Here is an 18,352-nt window from a genome sequence, read left to right on the forward strand (position 1 = left end):
ACACAACTCTGAAGAAAGCCCCGACGACCCAACTGCGCAGTACAAAACGTAAGCTTCCCCATGATCGCGTGACCTGTACCGTTGAAAGTTTTACCCTGCAAGCTGCGTCACAGCCAGTTGAAGAAGGCTGTCAGCAGCGCCCCGCACAGCGCCCCGACCGGTAGCATAGGCAGCACCACCAGCTCACGTTTGAGGCTGAATATATCCAGTTTGCAATTCACATACACGACCAGCACCAGCGTCGGCACGGTATGCAGGGCAACCCCCCAGATCGCCCACTCCACACCGCCAAGCGCCAGCAGCAGCGGTAGCAGCCCCCACAGTGAGACCAGGCGGATGATGTTGTCCATGGCCTGGTACTTGGTCAGGCCCAAGGCAATCCATACCTGATGTGCCAATGTATAGCGCAATGTGAGGAACGAGAGTGAAAGAATTGCTAGCATAGGGCCAGCTTCCTGGTAGCGCTCGTCGTACATCCAGCCGATCAGCAACGGGCTGGCGGTCAAAAAACCGCCACAGATGAACAACACCAGCAGGTCGACCAGCAGGCGGAAGCGGTGATACAGCGCCTTCAGGCGTGCCTTGTCATCGGCCCGCGCCGCTTCGCTGAACGCGGGCAGTGCCACAGCGCCGACCACTTTCATCAGCGCGGTCTGCACCGCGCCCAGAATCAGCACGGCAATCGAATACACGCCCAGTTGCGCCGCCGACATACTGGCGCCAAACAGGATCCGGTCGCCGTACATGGCCAGCACACCCACCATCGACGACAGCAGGATCCAGCGGCCGAACACGATCAGCTCGGTCAGCGCCGTGCGGTCCCAGCGCAAGTGGTTGCCGGGGCCTTCCAGGGCGGTATGCCCCAGTACGGTCCAGGCCACGGCCGATACCAGGCCGGCGATAACGAGCGCCCAGATCGAGTGGGTCAGCAAGCCCATTACCAGCATCACCACCAGACCGGCGACCTGCGAGGCCAGGTCCACCAGCACCACGCGCTTCTGTTGGAAAGTTCTGACAGCGACATCTATCTTGGTGGACTGGAAACCCCAGATGAGCGCCGACAGCCCGGTCACTGCCAGCACCATCGGCAGCACCGGCGCGGCATAGGTGGAGTCGGCCGGCCACAGCTCGGCCACCTGGGCCAGCCACGCGCCAAAGGCCAGCAGCAGGGTCAGGCCAAACAACAGGAAGCCGCGGATGATCTGCACGGTCCAGGCGGTATTGAGGAAGTCCGGGTCATCACCCCGGTGGCTCTGGATGATGTTCTGCCGCAGCCCGACGTCCGACAGCAGGTGAAGGAGTACCGAAACCGTGGTGGCAATAACCATTACCCCGAACATTTCCGGTAGCAGCAAGCGCGCCATGATCAGGTTACCGCCCAGGCGCATCACCTGCGACGCGACCTGCGAGAGCAGGTTCCAGGACCCGGCTCGCAGAGCCCGGTCGCGCAGGCTCGCGGCAGCTGTCACATCAATCGACGGCATGACTTCAATCTCTGACTGATTGGCTAAAAGTCACTATAGTTTCAATTAGCCACGATGCTAGCCGTTGCCCACCGAGGGAAAGGTGTACATAGCCGATGCCTGAACATTTTCGTGCGTTGATCGTCATTCTGTTTCTGGCAAGCGTGGTGTTCGTGCTGTCGCGCCGCCCTGCCACCGACCTGATCCCGCTGGGCGACTACAAGCGCCGGCGCAACCTGTGGTTCCTGCTGACTGTGCTGGCCTTCGTGTCGCACAGCTTCTGGCTGTACCTGGCCGCCGGCGGCGTGATCCTGTTCATCGCCGGGCGCCGTGAACATAACCCCATGGCGCTGTTCTACATGTTGCTGTTCCTGATTCCGCCGGCATCGGTGCAAGTGCCCGGGTTTGGCGTGGTCAATTACCTGGTCGACCTCAACCACATTCGCCTGCTGACCCTGTGCGTGCTGCTGCCGGCGGCACTGGCCTTGCGCCAGCAAGGCGACACCCTGCGCTTCGGTCGTACCTGGCCCGACAGATTGCTGGCCGCCGGGCTGGTGCTGATGAGCGTGCTGTACCTGCGCGAGACTACCCTGACCGACACCTTGCGCCAGGCGCTGTACCTGTACGTCGACGTGTTCCTGCCGTATTACGTCGCCAGCCGGGGCCTGCGCCAGGTCAGCGACTTCAAGGACACCCTGCTGGCGTTCGTCCTGGCGTCCTTCGTGCTGGCCCTGATCGCCGTGGCCGAGTACGTGCGTCACTGGTTGCTGTACAGCGCCCTGGTCGACGCCATGGGCGTGCCATGGAGCATGTCCGGTTACCTGAGCCGGGGCGGCTCGCTGCGCGCCAGTGCCACCACCGGGCAAGCCATTGCGCTGGGCTATGTGATGAGCGTGGCGATTGGCTTGTTCCTGTTCGTGCAGGGCTATGTGCAACGGCCGCTGCATCGCGCCATGGGCGCCCTGCTGCTGGCCGCCGGCCTGTTCGCGCCGCTGTCGCGCGGCCCCTGGATCGGCGCGGTGGTGATCGTGGTGGTGTTCATCGCCCTTGGCAAAGGGGCGGTCAGGCGCCTGGCGCTGCTGGGTGCAGCCGGCATGCTGGCCCTGCCCCTGCTGACCGTGGTGCCAGGCGGTGAAAAGGTGCTGGACCTGCTGCCCTACATCGGCAACATCGAAAAAGAGAACATCACCTACCGCGAGCGCTTGATGGACAACTCCTGGATCGTCATCCAGCGCAACCCGTTGTTCGGCTCGTTCGATTTCCGTAACACCCCGGAAATGCAATCGATGATCCAGGGCGAAGGCATCATCGACATCGTCAACACCTACATCAACCTGGCACTGCGCGTCGGGCTGGTCGGGCTAAGCCTGTTCGTGGCGTTTTTCGCCGTGGTGCTGTTCGGCATCCGCAAGGCCATGCTCAGCTTTGCCGACAAGGACGATGAGCGACGACAGCTTGGCCGGGTGCTGTTGGCAACGCTCATCGGCATTCTGATGATCATCTTCACCGTCAGCAGCATCACCTTCATCCCGGTCGTGTACTGGTCGATCGCCGGGCTGGGCGTGGCCTATATCCAGATGGTGCGCAGGCTGCACAGCAGCCAGGCCATCGAACTGGCCGACCCCGGCCTCAACCCAGGTAATCTCCATGACCGTGCTTGATCTACGTCACCTGCTGCGCTTGTCGGCGTTGGCCGGCCTGGCCCTGTTGCCTTTGGAAGGCTGGGCGTCGGCCTGGCAGGTCAGTGTCGATGAGCAGAATGGCCTGCCCACGGTGACCCGTGGTGGTGGGCCGGTGATGCAGGCCAAGTTCGACTTCTGGGCCGCCAACTGGAGCTGGACCGGCTTCTACACGACATTCAAGGTCAATGGCCCCTACCACTACACACTGCAGGGCAAGAACAAGGAGCTGGACTTCGACCTGGCAGCCGACATCCGCAAGGAGCAGCCGCAAACCCTGAGCTGGGCCTTCGACCTCGACGCCCACAGCCGTCAGAGCGGGGTGATTGGCGGCGGCACGGTGTTCCAGTTCGACCCGGCGCAGATCGCCGCAGGCATGGGCGCCCCGCAGCTGCTGCCGGGTAATCGTGGCTGGTCATGGGGCCAGGTTGACCAGGGCCGACGCATCGAAATGCGCTTCGACCCGCCACTGGCCAAGGTGTATTTCGAACGCGGCAACCCTTCCGAGTTGCGCGCTTTTTTGTACGACAACCCGATCAACGCCGGGCGCAAGCAGATCAAAGCGGTGCTGAACGTGACCGGCGACATCGACCTGGGGCCGACCCCCACCGAACGCTTTGGCCTGGCCGACCCCGCCAGCTGGCCCGATGACCAGCTGGACTGGCGCACCTCGCCGGTGGATCTGTCGTTCCTCAATGCGGCAGAAAAGCCCGCCGGCAAACGCGGCTTCGTCAAGGCGGTCGGTGAACAGCTGATGTTCGACGACAACACATCAGTGCGCTTCTGGGGCACCAACATGTCCGCCTACGCGCTGTTCAAAAGCCCCGACGAAGAAATCCGCCAACAGGCCAGGCGCCTGTCGGCACTGGGCTTCAACCTGGTGCGCCTGCACCACCACGATTCGCCGTGGGTCAGCCCCAACGTGTTTGGCGACGGTACGCTGGTGCGTGATACCCAGCAGCTCAGCGCCGAGTCGCTCCGCAAGCTCGACCTGTGGATCAAGGCACTCAAGGATGAGGGCATCTACATCTGGCTGGACATGCACGTGCAGCGTGCGTTTACCGCCGACGACAATATTGAAGACTTCAATGAGCTGCCCGAGAAGGAAGGTCGCGTCGACCTGAAGGGTTACGCCTACGTGAACGACAGTATCCAGAACGCGATGAAACGGTTCGCCGAGCAGTACCTGACCCATGTGAATGAATACACCGGCCTGGCTTACAAGGACGACCCGGCCATCGCCGCCGTGCTGATCACCAACGAGAACGACATCACCCAACACTACGGCAACGCCCTGATGCCGAACAAGGATGTACCGCAGCACAGCAAACGCTACATGAAAGCGGCCGAAGCCTTCGCCAGGCAGTACGACCTGCCCGTCGACCAGACCTGGCGGGCCTGGGAGCATGGCCCGTCGAAGCTGTTCCTCAATGAACTGGAGCAGCGCTTCAACACCGACATGATCGCGCACTTGCGCGGCCTTGGGGTCAAGGTGCCGATCGCCACCACCAGCACCTGGGGCGGCAATGGGCTGAGCGCACTGCCTGCCCTGACGGTGGGCGATGTGATCGACGCCCACAGCTACGGTGCCATTGGCCAGCTGGAGAAAAACCCGCTGACCAGCGACGGCATGATCGACTGGATCGCTGCCGCCCAGGTGGTCGGCAAGCCACTGACCGTGACCGAGTGGAACGCCGAGCCATTCCCGCTGCCTGATCGCCACTCACTGCCGCTGTACGTGGCCGGCACTGCCAGCCACCAGGGCTGGGACGCGATGATGCAGTACGCCTACAGCCAGCAAGGCTTCAACCCAGGTTGGCGCACCGCAGACAACTGGCACGCGTACAACGATCCGGCCATGCTCGCCACCCTGCCCGCTGCCGCCCTGCTTTATCGGCGCGGCGACGTGAAGCCGGCAACCACCCACTACGTGTTCGCGCCCACGCCTGCCACCCTGTACGACCAGGAAATCACCCCGCGCAATTCGCCACTGTTGCGCACCGCCATGGAGAAAGGCCGGCTGCAGATTGCCTTGCCGCAGACCCCACAACTGCCCTGGCTGAAGCCCGCCGCCCTCCCCGCTGACGCGCAGGTGCTGCACGACCCGCAGCAATCGCTGCTGGCCGCCGATGCCAGCGAGTCGGTGACCGACACCGGCGAACTGAAGCGCAACTGGCAACAAGGCATCTACACCATCGACACACCGCTGACCCAGGCCGCCAGCGGCTGGCTGGGTGGCCGCTCGATCAGCCTGGGCGCGCTTGAGGTGCAAACGCAGACACCCTACGCCAGCGTGGTGCTGCAAAGCCTGGACGGCAAACCCCTGGGCCAGTCGCGCGAGTTGCTGCTGTCACTCGGCACCCGTGCCATGCCCAAGGCCGATGACAAGACACCGTTCAACGTAGAACCGCTGCAAGGCAGCCTGACAATCAAGGCGCCTGCAGGCCTGAAACTGTTCGCCCGCGATGCACAGGCGCAACTGAAGGCCCTGCCGGCAGCCTACAAGGATGGGCATTACACCGTCACTTTCGATGGCAACTACATGTCCAACTGGCTGTTCTTGAAATAGAGCATATGGCCATCTACGCTCAGGTCACCGGTAGCTGATCATCCCACCTGCACGTTTCAGGGACGGTTCACTGCGTCTGTACAACACAGCAGAACACAGGAGGTGCGGATGAAGTTTCTGGTAGTGGGTGGCGCGGGCTACATTGGCTCGCACATGGTCAAGCACCTGCTGGGCAGCGGCCATGAGGTGGTGGTGGCGGACCTGGTATCACCCGGCCCGGGCATCCAGTGGGCCAAACTCGACATTGCCGACGAACCCGCACTGGATGTGCTGTTTGGCGTCTGCCGCTTCGACGCCGTGTTTCACTTTGCCTCGTTCATCCAGGTGGGCGAGTCGGTGAGCGCGCCAGGCAAGTACTACCAGAACAACGTGGCGGCCACCCTCTCTCTGTTGCAGGCCATGGTCAATGCCGGCATCAGGCATCTGGTGTTTTCTTCGAGTGCCGCCGTTTACGGCAACCCGCAGTATGTCCCCATCGACGAAGCGCACGCCAAGGGGCCGATCAACCCTTACGGGCTGAGCAAATGGATGGTCGAGCAGATCCTCGAGGACTTCGACCGGGCCTATGGCCTGAAGTCGGTTTGCCTGCGCTACTTCAATGCAGCGGGTGCCGACCCGGAAGGCCAGCTCGGGGAGCGTCACGATCCGGAGACCCACCTGATCCCGCTTATACTGCAGGCCGCATCAGGCCGCCGCGAGGCGGTGACGGTGTTCGGCCGCGACTACGACACCGCAGATGGCACCTGCATACGCGACTACGTGCATGTGGCTGACCTTGCCGCGGCGCATGCGCTGGCGGTGGATTACCTGCTGGCGGGCGGTGAACGGGCCGCGTTCAACCTGGGCAATGGCCTGGGGTTCTCGGTGCAGCAGGTGATCGATACCGCCCGGTCGGTGACTGGCCGGCAGATCAATACCCTCGACGCGCCGCGTCGCGCCGGCGACCCGCCGCGGTTGGTGGCAGATGCGAGCAAGGCAATCGATGTGCTGGGTTGGCGGCCGGAGTTTGCATCACTGGAGGAAATTGTGCGCCATGCCTGGGAGTGGGAATTGCAGTATCCGTGGAGCAAGTGCCAGGGCTGACATTTTGGGGGCGCTTTGCGCAATGCCAGTCAGTAAGCAATTGGGGCCGCTATGCGGCCCATCGCCGGCAAGCCAGGCTCCCACAAGTACGGCGCATGGCTTGAATTCGATGCGGTCTGGGTGGGAGCTGGCTTGCCGGCGATGGAGGAAGCCTCAGTAATAGGTGCGCGGCTGCTCGTCGGCCTTGTTCAACACCGTACCGACCAGGTTCACCGTGGCCAGGTGATGCAGGCAGTCCTCGATTTCCTTCTTGTTGTTCATGCCGTTGGCGACCACCAGCAATACACAATCGAACTTGGGTATCACGGTGATCGCATCGTCCGAGCTGAGCAACGGTGGCAAATCGAAAATGCAGATGCGCGACTCGTAACGGTTGCGCAAGTCGCCGATCAGGTTGTGCACTTTCGGCGAGGACAGCATCTCGGTCGACAACGGCACCGGCACCCGCGTCGGCAGCACCACAAAACGCGGCAGGGTCGGGTTGACCAGGCAATCCTGCAAGTCAGCCTTGTCGCTCAGAAACTCGTTCAGTGCCTGCTCCATCGGCAGGCCCAGCGTGCTGCCAACCTTGGGCCGACGCAGGTCGAAGTCCACCAGCAATGCGGTCCTGGTGGTGTAGTGGGCGATGCTCATGGCCAGGTTGATTGCCAGCACCGTCTTGCCCGCCTCAGGGGTTGGCGAGGTGATGCCCAAGGTACGCCAACCGTTCTCCTCCATGATCCTGAGCACCTGCGTGCGCAGCAGGTCGATCGGCCCGTTCATGTTGGAGTTCTTGTTATAGGCGACGATGCGGTTGCGCTCCAGGTGGTCTGCGCGCAGCGACACCACCTTGGTGTTCACGTAGTCGAACTGGCCAGGCACCTCGGCCAGGGCCGTGCCGGGGGGGGCTGAGACAACCTGGGGAGTGCCCGGGGTAACCTGGTGAATCGTGTTGCCTACAACCGGCTTGATCCTGTCCATCACTGCTTTCCCTATGCAAACCGAGACATGGCCTTGAACAACAGCACATCCAGTGGCATGTAGAACATGTGTACCAGCACTATCATGATAGCCGCCAGCGCCAGTGCCGCCAGAATCAGCCAGTTGCGCCAGCGCTTGCGCCTGGCCACGTCGGCGCGGGTATCGATGTAGGGCAGCGCTACCAGCACCCGCTTGCCCAGCAGGCTTTCCAGGGCCCCGACGCCGCGCACGCGCTGGTTGAGCATCTCCAGCAGCATCACCAGTGCGCCGCCACCGGCCGGTGCCAGCACCAGGCCCAGTGCGGCGATCTTCTTGCGGTTCGGCTTGATCGGTTTCTCGGGCATCAGCGGTGGCTCCAGCAGTACAAAGCGTTCAGCCTTGTTCTCCTGTTCCAGGCTTTCGGTAATCTTCGCGCCCATTTCCTTGGCGCGGATTTCTTCGTACTTCTTGCGGGCGTTGTCATGGTCACGCATCAAGGTCACCAGGCCACGCTCGACTTGCGGCGCCTCGAGGATCTCGGCCTCGTAGCCTTCCATCTTGCGGGTCAATTCGCGCTTCTGCTCGGCCAGCGAACTGATCCGCTCCTGGGCAGCGCTCATCTTGGCACGTACCCGGGCGACGTCGAGGCTGACCGTGGAGGCCACTGCAGTGCGGCCACCGGTGGCCTGAAATGCATCGATCTTGCGCTTGACCGCGACCACGTCCGGGTGGGCGTCCTTGTAGCGGCTCAGCAGCCGCGCGTATTCGGCCTTCAGGCTGGGCAGGTCCTGCGGCTGGTCGGCACTGGCAGGCTTGCTGCCTTCGGTGGCCTTGGTGCCTAGCCCGGCGTTGGCGGCAGACAGTTCCAGCTCCAGGTAACGCAGTTCTTCCTGGGCCGCCTTGTAGTCACGGTCGACCTCGCGGAACTCCAGCTCCGAGCGCGACAGCATGTTCATGCGCAGGGTCTGGTGCTCCGGCAAGGCGTTGGCATGGGCCTGCTTGAAATCGGCCAGCTGGTTTTCCAGGCTGGCCAGTTCGGCGCCCAGCTTGTTCGCCTCCTGGGTAAGGAATTCGGTGGTTTCGTTGGCCCGTTCGGTGCGCTGCTTGAGGTTTTCGTTAAGGAAAAGTGTCACCAGCTCGTCGGCGACTTCCTTGGCCACTTGCGCCTGCTTGTGCTCGAAGGACACATTGAAGGCAACGGTCGCTTCGCCGCGCCCGCGCACAAAGGTGGTGAGGGTTTCGACCACGATGGCATTGCGCATCTGGTCGATCTTGTCGCTTTCGCTGAGGCGCTTGTCGGCGAACAGGCTGTACTTGTCGATGATGCGCAGCAGGTTTTCGCGGGTCATCACCCGCTGGCGAATCACCTCGATGCGCTCATCGGCAAAACTGGTGGTGTTGGTCGACACCAGCTCGGGCGAAATCTGCTGTGATTCCACCAGGATGGTGCCGGTCGACTGGTAGATCGGCGGCACCATCAACGCGACCGCCACGGTCGCGGCAAGAATGACTACGGCACTCACCCCTAACACCAGGGCCCTGTCCTTGATAATGGCGATGTAATCTCTGATCGAGAGTTCGTAGTCAGACTTCATGGGGCCACCTGCCTGAAGTTCAGATGTCGGGATACCTGTACGTCAACGTCAGACCAACGATCGTCGCGGTTGCATCGGCTTCGTGGTCCTGCTGCCGTTCCTTGTACATCAGCGACAGGCGCAGGTCCCAGTACGGCGAAAACTGGCGGCTGGCCCATACGCTGTACGTCTGTAGCGTGTTGGGCGACTGCCCCTTGCTGTCTTGCCAGGCGGCGTCCGCGCCCACCCGGGTCAGCTCGCCCACCGCGTAACTCCACACACCGCGTACCTGGTCCAGCTCGGCGAAGCCGCCTTCGGCGCTGGCCACCGTGCTGCGCTCAGCCGTGAAGCTGGCATCGGAGCGCACACCGGTGTACAGCAGCGAAACCCCGCCCTCCCCGCGCCGCCCGCCGTCGTCACCCGACACTTCATTGACGCCAACGTGGGCATCGGCACTCAAGCCTGCAGCCAGCTGGTACTTGATGCCAACTGCGGGCGTGTAGCTGTTGGAGGCCGTCGCGGTCAGGTCCTGCTCGGGCTCGTAGCGCCGGGCGCCAAAGCGGGCATACACATCGGCGCGCTCGCTCCAGGCATAGGTCCAGGTGAATACGTTTGCCAGTTCTTCGTAGCCCGTCAGGGTACTGATGTCGTAACGGGCACGGTTGTAGGTGGTTTCGTTGCTCAGGGTGCTGCGCTCAGTGACTGCCTGGCTCCAGTTGCCGGTCAGCGTGTACAGCTTCTGCGTACCGTCGGTGGTGATCACCCCCGTGTCCAGCACCGTCCCCGACAGCGTCGAGCTCTCGTTGTAACGCGCCAGCAGGCCGAAACGCCCGCGTTCGGTGGTGCGTTGCCAGCCCAGGCTGATGTCGGGGTCTTCACGGTCATCGACGATATCCGTGTCGGATGAGCGCAATACATGCATGCCCAGCCCCAACCTCAATTCGTCACGGTCGAAGGTGCCGATCAGGGTGTAATCGGGCGCGATGATCGTGCGCGTTACACCTTTCTCCCCCGACGACAGCAACAACGGGTTGCTGTCGTATTCAACGGATGTCGGTACCACCACCGTAGACTGCCAATTTGCCGCCAGGACCGCGTCCGTGAACGGCAATACCAGGATTGCCGTCGCAATGCGAGTTGTTCTTAGAAGAGGCATTAAGTGTTCTTATTAAAGGCAAGATCAAGGAACGACCAGCGTATCGCCAGCCTGAAGTTGGATGTTGGTGGACATGTCCCGCCCAGACACCAGGTCCTTATATCGCACGGGCAGGATCTTTTGGGAAGTGCCAGTGCCGCGGACCACCTTGATATCGCTTTCGTCAGCAAACTTGTCCAGGCCGCCCGACATGCTCAGGGCCTGCAGCACGGCGGTCGGGCCTGCCATTTGTACCGGTCCGGGCTTGATCACTTTGCCTTGGACATACACCAGGTTGCCGGCAATGCTCTTGACGACAACGCTGACATTCGGGTCGGGGAGGAATTTTTCGAGTTTGCTGGCAACTTGTTTTTCAACTGCGGTCACATCCAGCCCGGCGACATTGATGCGCCCGGCCAGTGGGAAGGTGATGCTGCCATCGGGAAGTACGGTGGCTTCTTGACGCAGGCTGTCTTCCTGCCATACCGAAACCATCACCACATCGCCAGGGCTGAGCAGGTAGGTAGCACCGGACTGATCGGCATTGGTCACACCAGACCACGCCGCCAGCATGCAGAACGCGGCAAACATTGAACGCATCATGAGGGTCCCTCCGGCCAAATGGCCCGACAAAGAGCACTGAATGAGAACAACACACCAACTCTCGCTCCGCTTCGCGACGGACTGCTGCCGCGATGGCCTGGACCTTTCTGCAGGCCCTTACCTTGACGCTGCGCAGCTACCCTGCGCTGCCTGCAACCGTGGACGTTCACAGGCTACAGGGAATATAGCAACGGTTGGGGAATTGACAAGCCGACGGCGGGGTGATCAACCCTCCAGCGTGCAATCAGGTTCAGATCTTTCTACGGTTGGCCACGGCCACAAAACCGACAACTGCAAAAGCAAAGAACCAGACTGCGGTTGAAACAGGAATGATACTGTTTTGGTTTATATACGAATCCGCCGCGCGAGCCGCGCCACTCAGAAGCACCATCAGAAACATCGATTTGATAATCAGAGTCGTGCGCATACGCCCTTCCTTTAAAGAGGAAAATCAATGAGTTATTGGCGCGGTGTGGCGGGAGTTGTATTGCTGTTGAATTGAGCTTATGGGCACAGTGACACTACGTCAATGATCCGACACCATAATAAAATTCAATGGGTGATAGGCGAGTTCGTCAAAATATCGACATGCAGAATATGCGCAGGCGGGTGGGGATGTTCGCTGTAGCGTTTCACCGATGAGATAGCCGGCACTGGCGCTGAGGCCGCACTGCGCCCCCCCGTCATTTTATGCTTCCCCGTGGTGTACCACGACCAGCAACTGTGCCGGCAGCGCCCCCACCGAGCGTAGGCGGTGCGGTGTTTGCGCGTCGAAATGCAGGGCATCGCCCTGCTCCAGCAGCACCCGCTCGTTCATGAAGTCCACCTCCACCTGACCGGCGTGCACGAACAGAAACTCCTCGCCCTGGTGCTCCTTGAACGTGGGGTCACTGAATTCTGACGGTGGCTGGATCAGGAACGGCAACAGGCTGCGCTGCCCCACCTGGTTGGTGAGCGCCGCGTAGCCGGGGCCCTGCCCATCCCCGACCAGGGCCTGGCGCTGGCCACTGCGCACCAGGCTGTAACGGCTCTGGCCGTGCTGTTCTTCGGCGAACAGTTCTTCGACGTTGACGTTCAGCGCCCGCGCCAACTTCAAGGCGGCAGCGATCGACGGCGTGTTCAGGCCGCGCTCGACCTTGGACAGGTAGCTTTTGGTCATGCCGGTTTTCTCGGCCAGCAGTTCCAGGGTCATGCCCAGTTTCTTTCGCAGCAGTTTCAATCGGATAGACATGTGGCGCGGGGCTCCCAGGCGAAGGCAGCCATGATACGCGTGTTGAGCCCGGCGCCAAACCTTGGGCGCGGGCTCAACCGCGCAGCGGTTACGGCATTACCGGTGGCGCATACTGCAGCGTCGTGCCCAAGGCCCACAGCAACACCAGCACCAATGGCGCATGCACCAGCAACTGCACGAACGAAAACCCGATCAGGTCACGCGCCTTGAGCCCCAGCACGCCCAGCAGCGGCAGCATGTAGAACGGGTTGATCAGGTTCGGCAAGGCTTCGGCAGCGTTGTAGATCTGCACCGCCCAGCCCAGGTGATACTGCAGGTCATTGGCCACCAGCATCACGTAAGGCGCCTCGATGATCCACTTGCCGCCGCCCGAAGGGATGAAGAAGCCCAGCACCGCCGAGTACACGCCCATCAACAAGGCATAGGTGTCATGGGTGGCAATCTGGGTGAAGAACAGCGAGATGTGATGGGCCAGGGTCTGTTCATCGACGCCCTTCATCTGGGTGAGGATGGCAGCGATCGAGCCATACAACGGGAACTGGATCAATACGCCCGTTGTGGTCGGCACCGCACGCGCCACAGCGTCAAGAAAACTGCGCGGGCGCCAGTGCAGCAAGGCACCAAGCATGATGAACAACAGGTTGTAGGTGTTCAGCCCGGAAATCGCAGTAATCGCCGGCTTGGTCGCGAACTCCTGGTACAGCCAGCCCGCAGCCAGTGCCACCAGCAACAGGATCAGGATCGGGCGGTGCTCCAGCCACTCACCCGGGCGGGTGCGCTGGGGCGCAGGAGGCGCGGTGAAGCAGGGGTCGATACCGCAGTCCTCGGCGCTGCGCGCACTGTTCGGGCCTGGCGCCGTGGCATAGGCAATCACCAGCGAGACCACGATCAGCGCTGCCAGCATGACGCCCGACTGCCACAGGAAGATGGTTTCGGTAAAGGGAATGACCCCGGTGATCGACAGGATCGACGGTGGCAGGCTGGCCGGGTTGGCCTGCAGCTGCGCCGCCGAGGATGACAGCCCCAGCGCCCATACGGCGCCCAGGCCCAGGTAGGCTGCCGCACCGGCGGCACGGTAGTCCATTTTCAGCTCGGTGCGCCGCGCCAGGGCGCGTACCAGCAGCCCGCCGAATACCAGCGACAAGCCCCAGTTGAGCAGCGACGCCAGCATCGAGATCAGCGCCACCCAGCATACGGCCGAGCGACCATTGCCGGGGATGCGCGCCAAGCGGTCGATAAGCCGCGCGGCGGGCGGCGAGCTGGCCACCACATAGCCGCCGATGACCACAAAGGCCATCTGCATGGTGAACGGGATCAGGCTCCAGAAGCCATCGCCGAAGGCCTTGGCCGTGTCGGTGGGTTTGGCGCCCATTGCCAGGGCACCGAGGCACACCAGCAGTACCGCCAATGCGGCGAACACCCAGGAATCGGGGAACCAGCGTTCGGCCCAGTTGGAACAGCGCAAGGCAAAGCGGGCGGAACGGCTGTCTTGGATTTCAGCGGCCACAGGGCAATTCCTTTTATTGGTTTTATGAGGGGGCAGTTTTGCCGAATAACGCAAAATCCCTGTGGGAGCGGGTTCACCCGCGAATGCTTCGGTAAATTCACCGCCGCATTCGCGGGTGAACCCGCTCCCACAGGGATTGAGGTGATGCTTAGAAGGTCATTTCCTTGACATCATCGGGCACGATCAGCTTGCCGGCGGTTTTCTCGATGATTTCCTCGACGCTCACCCCAGGTGCGGTCTCGCGCAGGATGAAGGCGCCGTCTTCGATTTCCAGGTAGGCCAGGTCGGTCAACACCTTGCGGATGCAGCCGGCACCGGTCAGCGGCAGGCTGCACTGCGCCAGCAACTTGGACTCGCCGTCTTTCGAGGCGTGGGTCATGGTGACGATGATGTTGTCGGCGCCAGCGACCAGGTCCATGGCACCGCCCATGCCCTTGACCAGCTTGCCGGGGATCATCCACGAGGCGATGTTGCCTTGCACGTCCACCTCGAAAGCGCCCAGCACGGTGAGGTCGACGTGGCCGCCACGAATCATGGCGAACGACTGCGCCGAATCGAAGATCGAGGCGCCACGGCGGGCAGTGACGGTCTGCTTGCCGGCGTTGATCATGTCGGGGTCGAGCGTGCTTTCGGTAGGGAACTCGCCCATGCCGAGCAGGCCGTTTTCAGATTGCAGCATTACATCCATGTCGGCGGGCACGTAGTTGGCCACCAGGGTCGGAATGCCGATGCCCAGGTTGACGTAGTAGCCGTCCTTCAGTTCACGGGCAACGCGTTGTGCCATCTGTTCGCGGGTCAGTGCCATGGTCAGGATCTCTTTGTTGTTCTGGTGATGGCGCTCAGGCCTTGACGGTGCGCTTTTCGATACGCTTTTCGAAGGTGCCGACGATGACGCGGTCGACGAAGATGCCCGGGGTATGGATTTCGCTGGGCAGCAGCACGCCGGGTTCGACGATCTCTTCCACTTCGACCACGGTGATCTTGCCGGCGGTGGCCGCCAGCGGGTTGAAGTTTTGCGCGGTGTTGCGGTACACCACGTTGCCGTAATGGTCGGCCTTCCAGCCCTTGACGATGGCGAAGTCACCGGTGATGGATTCTTCGAGGATGTACTTGCGGCCCTTGAACTCGCGCACTTCCTTGCCATCGGCAACCGGGGTGCCGTAACCGGTCGCCGTATAGAAGGCCGGGATACCGGCACCGCCGGCGCGCATCTTCTCGGCGAGGGTGCCCTGCGGGGTCAGCTCGACTTCCAGTTCACCGCTGAGCAGCTGGCGTTCGAACTCGGCGTTTTCGCCCACATAGGACGCCACCATCTTGCGGATCTGCCGGTCCTCCAGCAGCACACCGAGGCCAAAGCCGTCGACGCCGCAGTTGTTGGAAACCACCGTAAGGCCCTTGACGCCACGCCGCCTGATTTCACTGATGAGGTTTTCCGGAATGCCGCACAGGCCGAAGCCACCGGCCAGTACCGTCATGTTGTCGGTCAAGCCTTCAAGGGCCTGTTCGTAGGTTGCAACGCGCTTGTCCAGTCCGGCCATGCTGATCCGCCTTTTGTAGTTGTTGAACCGACGATGCTGTCGGTGAGCGTGTGTAGACATCTTCACCGCAAGCGACTGATTTGTTAATTTTGTTTTAATCATCGATTGATAACTTTTACAAAACAAACTGTAGGCCTGTCATGAACGTCAAGCAACTGCGTGCCTTTGTCACCGTGGCTAAGTACCAGAGCTTCGCCCAGGCGGGTGAGCACCTGCATGTCTCCCAACCGGCCTTGAGCCTGACCATCAAGGCACTGGAAGAAAACCTTGGCGGCGCCCTGCTCAGCCGTACCACGCGCAGCGTCAGCCTGACCGCCGAAGGCGAAGTGCTGCTGCCACTGGCCAGGCGCCTGCTGGCCGACTGGGACGACACCGAAGAAATGCTGCGCCAGCGTTTCACCCTGCAGCTGGGCCGGGTGTCGGTAGCGGCCATGCCGGCCTTTGCCGGCAACTTGCTGCCGCAATCGCTGAAGGTATTTCGGCAACGCTACCCCAAGGTCAATGTCACCGTGCATGACGTGATCAACGAACAGGTACAGGAACTGGTGCGCCACCGCCGCGTCGAACTGGGCATCGGCTTCGAGCCGGACAACATCGACGGGCTGAGCTTCTATCCGTTGTACATGGACCGCTTCGTCGCCGTGGTGCCCGCCGATTCACCGTTGGCGCTGCTGCCCCAGGTCAGCTGGACGCAGCTGATGGCCGAAGACTTTGTGGCGTTGCAGCGCCCATCAGCCGTACGCTTGCTGATGGAGCAGAACGTGGCTGCCTGCCACGGCAAGCTCACGGTAGCGTTCGAGAGCCATCAGTTGGCGACCATCGGCCGCATGGTTGCCAGCGGCCTGGGGGTCAGTGCCGTGCCCGCGCTGTGCATCAACCAGATGCAGGAGCTGGGCGCACGCTGCGTGACCTTGGTCGAGCCCACCGTCGAGCGGCGTATCGGCGTGATCGCCCTCAGCGAGCACAAGCTGTCCACTGCAGCGCAAGCATTGCTTGAAGTACTGCTTTCCAATACCCACATCCCGGAGGTGACATGCGTTACGTGAAACTGGCAGGTTCGAACGTTCCGGTTATCGGTCAAGGCACCTGGTACATGGGCGAAGACCCAGGCCGCGAGGCTGCCGAGGTGGCGGCCCTGCAGCAGGGCATCGAGCTGGGGCTGACCTTGATCGACACCGCCGAAATGTATGCCGAAGGCGGTGCAGAAACCGTGGTTGGCCAGGCCATTGCCGGGCGCCGCGACCAGGTGTTCCTGGTCAGCAAGGTCTACCCGCACAATGCCAGCCGCAGCGGCATGGCGGCCGCCTGCGAGCGCAGCCTGAAGCGCCTGGGCACCGACTGCATCGACCTGTACCTGTTGCACTGGCGTGGCCAGCACCCGCTGGATGAAACCGTCGAGGCCTTCGAGCGCTTGCGCGAGCAAGGCAAGATCAGGCGCTGGGGGGTGTCCAATTTCGATGTCGATGACCTGCGTGAGCTGGACAATCTCGATTGCGCTACCAACCAGGTGCTGTACAACCCGGCCGAGCGCGGCATCGAGTTCGACCTGCTGCCGTGGTGCGAAAAGCGCGCGCTGCCGACCATGGCCTACTGCCCGCTGGCGCAGGCCGGGCGCTTGTTGCAAAGCCCGGTGCTGACGCAGATTGCCGAGCGCCATGGTGCGACACCGGCCCAGGTCAGCCTGGCCTGGGTAACCCGTCATAGCGGGGTAATCGCCATTCCCAAGGCTGTCACGCCCGAGCATGTGCGCCTGAATGCGGCGGCGGGTGCGCTGAGTTTGACCAGCGAAGACCTGCGGGCGATCGACCGGGCGTTTCCGGCGCCGACGCGCAAGCAGCGGCTGGCGATGGTGTGATCTGGGGGAGATTCTATGAGCTTTGGCTGGTTGCATCAGGGCTGGCAGTTTTCGCCACAGCATTTTCAGCGCCTGTCAGCCTTGATGCGATCCCTGTGCAAGCGGACATACTCAATGAAAATCCCGACTGCGCACATCCAGCCCCTGCAACAGCAAAGTCACATCCTCCAGCCGCCGGGCAATCAGGTGACGCACGCCATTTTCCTGCTCCAGCCGCCCGCTGACCTTGAGCAACTGTGACCCTACCAGCGCCCGCCGCTGCCGCTCGGCCAGGTCGCGCCACACCACCACGTTGATCATCCCGTGCTCATCTTCAAGCGTGACAAATGTCACGCCACTGGCAGTCTGCGGCCGCTGCCGGCCGACCACCAGCCCGGCCACGGCAATGCTGTCGCCATGCTCGACACCCTCCAGCTCACTCGAACTGCGACAGCCCAGCGCCCGCAGCCGTGTGCGCAGCAAGGCCAACGGATGCGGCCCCAGCGTGGTACCCAAGGTCTGGTAATCGGCCACCAGGTCCTCGGCCACCGAGGGCACTGGCAGCTGCACTGGCGTTTCAGGCAAAGCCTCAACCTCGGCGAACAAAGGCAGTTGTGCCTGCACCGCTGCCACCTGCCAGCGTGCCTGGTGGCGGTCGCTGGCCAAGGCACGCAGTGCCCCGCCATCGGCCAGGCGCGCACGGGCACGCGAATCAAGCCCCGCGCGCCGGCACAGGTCTTCGACATCGCGCCAGGGTCGCTGCGCCCTCGCCTGCTCCAGGCGCCTGGCATCGGCCTCAGCCAGCCCTCGCACCAGGCGCATGCCCATGCGAATGCCCAGGACGCCTTGGGTATCCGGCTCGAGGGTGCAGTCCCACTCACTGTGGCAGACATCAACCGGCCGAACCTCGATGCCTTGCCGTCGCGCTTCTTGCAGCAACTGGTCGGGGCTGTAGAAACCCATCGGCCAGCTATTGACCAGCGCACAGGTGAATATCGCCGGCTCATGGCACTTCAGCCAGCTGCTGGCATAACACAGCAAGGCAAAGCTGGCGGCGTGGGACTCCGGGAAGCCATAGCTGCCAAAGCCCTTGATCTGTTCGAAGATGCGCTCGGCAAACGCCAGGTCGTAACCATTGCGCAGCATGCCCTGCACCAACCTCTCGCGGTGCGGTTCCAGGCCGCCGTGACGCTTCCA

General features: G+C 62.3%; 16 protein-coding genes. 5 read left to right on the forward strand and 11 right to left on the reverse strand.

Annotated features, from left to right (window positions below; genetic code table 11):
* Positions 1-107 precede the first annotated feature (107 nt).
* Positions 108-1,484, reverse strand: a complete 1,377-nt coding sequence (locus tag HP546_RS12155) for an oligosaccharide flippase family protein (RefSeq protein ID WP_172225046.1) — start codon at positions 1,482-1,484, stop codon at positions 108-110.
* A gap of 95 nt (positions 1,485-1,579) precedes the next feature.
* On the opposite strand from HP546_RS12155, the gene HP546_RS12160 reads away from it, so the two are divergent.
* From HP546_RS12160 to galE, 3 genes are all read left to right on the forward strand, one after another.
* Entirely contained in the window at positions 1,580-3,124 is a 1,545-nt protein-coding gene (locus tag HP546_RS12160; protein ID WP_172225049.1) for an O-antigen ligase, read from the forward strand.
* Entirely contained in the window at positions 3,111-5,711 is a 2,601-nt protein-coding gene (locus HP546_RS12165; RefSeq protein WP_172225052.1) for a cellulase family glycosylhydrolase, read from the forward strand. Before HP546_RS12160 ends, HP546_RS12165 begins: the two co-directional genes overlap by 14 nt.
* Positions 5,712-5,819: 108 nt before the next feature.
* Positions 5,820-6,794, forward strand: coding sequence for a UDP-glucose 4-epimerase GalE (galE, locus tag HP546_RS12170; RefSeq protein ID WP_172225055.1), 975 nt, complete (start codon positions 5,820-5,822; stop codon positions 6,792-6,794).
* Between the two features lie 153 nt (positions 6,795-6,947).
* Here the strand turns inward: galE and HP546_RS12175 are convergent, their stop codons facing one another.
* The 9 genes from HP546_RS12175 to HP546_RS12215 form a co-directional block, all read right to left on the reverse strand.
* Positions 6,948-7,754: a CpsD/CapB family tyrosine-protein kinase gene (locus HP546_RS12175; protein ID WP_172225058.1), complete on the reverse strand. Its 807-nt coding sequence runs from the start codon at positions 7,752-7,754 to the stop codon at positions 6,948-6,950.
* 11 nt (positions 7,755-7,765) lie between these two features.
* Positions 7,766-9,328 carry a Wzz/FepE/Etk N-terminal domain-containing protein gene (locus HP546_RS12180; protein ID WP_172225061.1) on the reverse strand — a complete coding sequence of 521 codons (1,563 nt, stop codon included), beginning with the start codon at positions 9,326-9,328 and terminating at the stop codon, positions 7,766-7,768.
* 19 nt (positions 9,329-9,347) lie between these two features.
* On the reverse strand, positions 9,348-10,463 hold the full coding sequence (locus tag HP546_RS12185; protein ID WP_172225064.1) for a hypothetical protein: 1,116 nt from the start codon (positions 10,461-10,463) through the stop codon (positions 9,348-9,350).
* 24 nt (positions 10,464-10,487) lie between these two features.
* Positions 10,488-11,045 (reverse strand): polysaccharide biosynthesis/export family protein, encoded by a 558-nt coding sequence (locus HP546_RS12190; protein WP_172225067.1) that lies wholly within the window; start codon positions 11,043-11,045, stop codon positions 10,488-10,490.
* A 250-nt stretch (positions 11,046-11,295) separates the two neighbouring features.
* A complete protein-coding gene (gene eppA / locus HP546_RS12195) occupies positions 11,296-11,472 on the reverse strand; it encodes an EPS-associated small membrane protein EppA (protein WP_172225069.1) in 177 nt (58 codons plus the stop codon).
* A 261-nt stretch (positions 11,473-11,733) separates the two neighbouring features.
* Positions 11,734-12,276 carry a helix-turn-helix domain-containing protein gene (locus tag HP546_RS12200; protein ID WP_172225071.1) on the reverse strand — a complete coding sequence of 181 codons (543 nt, stop codon included), beginning with the start codon at positions 12,274-12,276 and terminating at the stop codon, positions 11,734-11,736.
* An 88-nt stretch (positions 12,277-12,364) separates the two neighbouring features.
* The gene (locus HP546_RS12205) at positions 12,365-13,783 is read right to left on the reverse strand and encodes a TIGR00366 family protein (RefSeq protein ID WP_172225074.1); all 1,419 of its coding nucleotides are present in this window, start codon (positions 13,781-13,783) and stop codon (positions 12,365-12,367) included.
* A 148-nt stretch (positions 13,784-13,931) separates the two neighbouring features.
* Positions 13,932-14,588: a CoA transferase subunit B gene (locus HP546_RS12210; protein WP_172225077.1), complete on the reverse strand. Its 657-nt coding sequence runs from the start codon at positions 14,586-14,588 to the stop codon at positions 13,932-13,934.
* 34 nt (positions 14,589-14,622) lie between these two features.
* Positions 14,623-15,321 (reverse strand): CoA transferase subunit A, encoded by a 699-nt coding sequence (locus tag HP546_RS12215; RefSeq protein WP_172225080.1) that lies wholly within the window; start codon positions 15,319-15,321, stop codon positions 14,623-14,625.
* 140 nt (positions 15,322-15,461) lie between these two features.
* Between HP546_RS12215 and HP546_RS12220 the strand changes: the two genes are divergently transcribed.
* Both HP546_RS12220 and HP546_RS12225 read left to right on the forward strand, forming a co-directional pair.
* A complete protein-coding gene (locus tag HP546_RS12220; protein ID WP_172225083.1) occupies positions 15,462-16,367 on the forward strand; it encodes a LysR family transcriptional regulator in 906 nt (301 codons plus the stop codon).
* Complete coding sequence (locus HP546_RS12225) at positions 16,355-17,176, forward strand: aldo/keto reductase (RefSeq protein ID WP_172225086.1); 822 nt, start codon at positions 16,355-16,357, stop codon at positions 17,174-17,176. The genes HP546_RS12220 and HP546_RS12225 overlap by 13 nt, the downstream gene beginning before the upstream one ends.
* A 111-nt stretch (positions 17,177-17,287) precedes the next feature.
* On the opposite strand, the gene HP546_RS12230 is transcribed toward HP546_RS12225, so the two are convergent.
* Positions 17,288-18,352 (reverse strand): OB-fold nucleic acid binding domain-containing protein (locus tag HP546_RS12230; protein ID WP_256678462.1); only part of this gene is annotated, 1,065 nt, incomplete at its 5' end.

This window comes from Pseudomonas sp. CM25, from assembly GCF_013179705.1.
Classification (GTDB): domain Bacteria; phylum Pseudomonadota; class Gammaproteobacteria; order Pseudomonadales; family Pseudomonadaceae; genus Aquipseudomonas.

Bases quoted from the DNA above. Each gene is read 5' to 3' on its own strand.
- HP546_RS12155 (WP_172225046.1), bottom strand. From the start codon at position 1,484: ATGCCGTCGATTGATGTGACAGCTGCCGCGAGCCTGCGCGACCGGGCT.
- HP546_RS12160 (WP_172225049.1), top strand. From the start codon at position 1,580: ATGCCTGAACATTTTCGTGCGTTGATCGTCATTCTGTTTCTGGCAAGC.
- HP546_RS12165 (WP_172225052.1), top strand. From the start codon at position 3,111: ATGACCGTGCTTGATCTACGTCACCTGCTGCGCTTGTCGGCGTTGGCC.
- galE (WP_172225055.1), top strand. From the start codon at position 5,820: ATGAAGTTTCTGGTAGTGGGTGGCGCGGGCTACATTGGCTCGCACATG.
- HP546_RS12175 (WP_172225058.1), bottom strand. From the start codon at position 7,754: ATGGACAGGATCAAGCCGGTTGTAGGCAACACGATTCACCAGGTTACC.
- HP546_RS12180 (WP_172225061.1), bottom strand. From the start codon at position 9,328: ATGAAGTCTGACTACGAACTCTCGATCAGAGATTACATCGCCATTATC.
- HP546_RS12185 (WP_172225064.1), bottom strand. From the start codon at position 10,463: ATGCCTCTTCTAAGAACAACTCGCATTGCGACGGCAATCCTGGTATTG.
- HP546_RS12190 (WP_172225067.1), bottom strand. From the start codon at position 11,045: ATGATGCGTTCAATGTTTGCCGCGTTCTGCATGCTGGCGGCGTGGTCT.
- eppA (WP_172225069.1), bottom strand. From the start codon at position 11,472: ATGCGCACGACTCTGATTATCAAATCGATGTTTCTGATGGTGCTTCTG.
- HP546_RS12200 (WP_172225071.1), bottom strand. From the start codon at position 12,276: ATGTCTATCCGATTGAAACTGCTGCGAAAGAAACTGGGCATGACCCTG.
- HP546_RS12210 (WP_172225077.1), bottom strand. From the start codon at position 14,588: ATGGCACTGACCCGCGAACAGATGGCACAACGCGTTGCCCGTGAACTG.
- HP546_RS12215 (WP_172225080.1), bottom strand. From the start codon at position 15,321: ATGGCCGGACTGGACAAGCGCGTTGCAACCTACGAACAGGCCCTTGAA.
- HP546_RS12220 (WP_172225083.1), top strand. From the start codon at position 15,462: ATGAACGTCAAGCAACTGCGTGCCTTTGTCACCGTGGCTAAGTACCAG.
- HP546_RS12225 (WP_172225086.1), top strand. From the start codon at position 16,355: ATGCGTTACGTGAAACTGGCAGGTTCGAACGTTCCGGTTATCGGTCAA.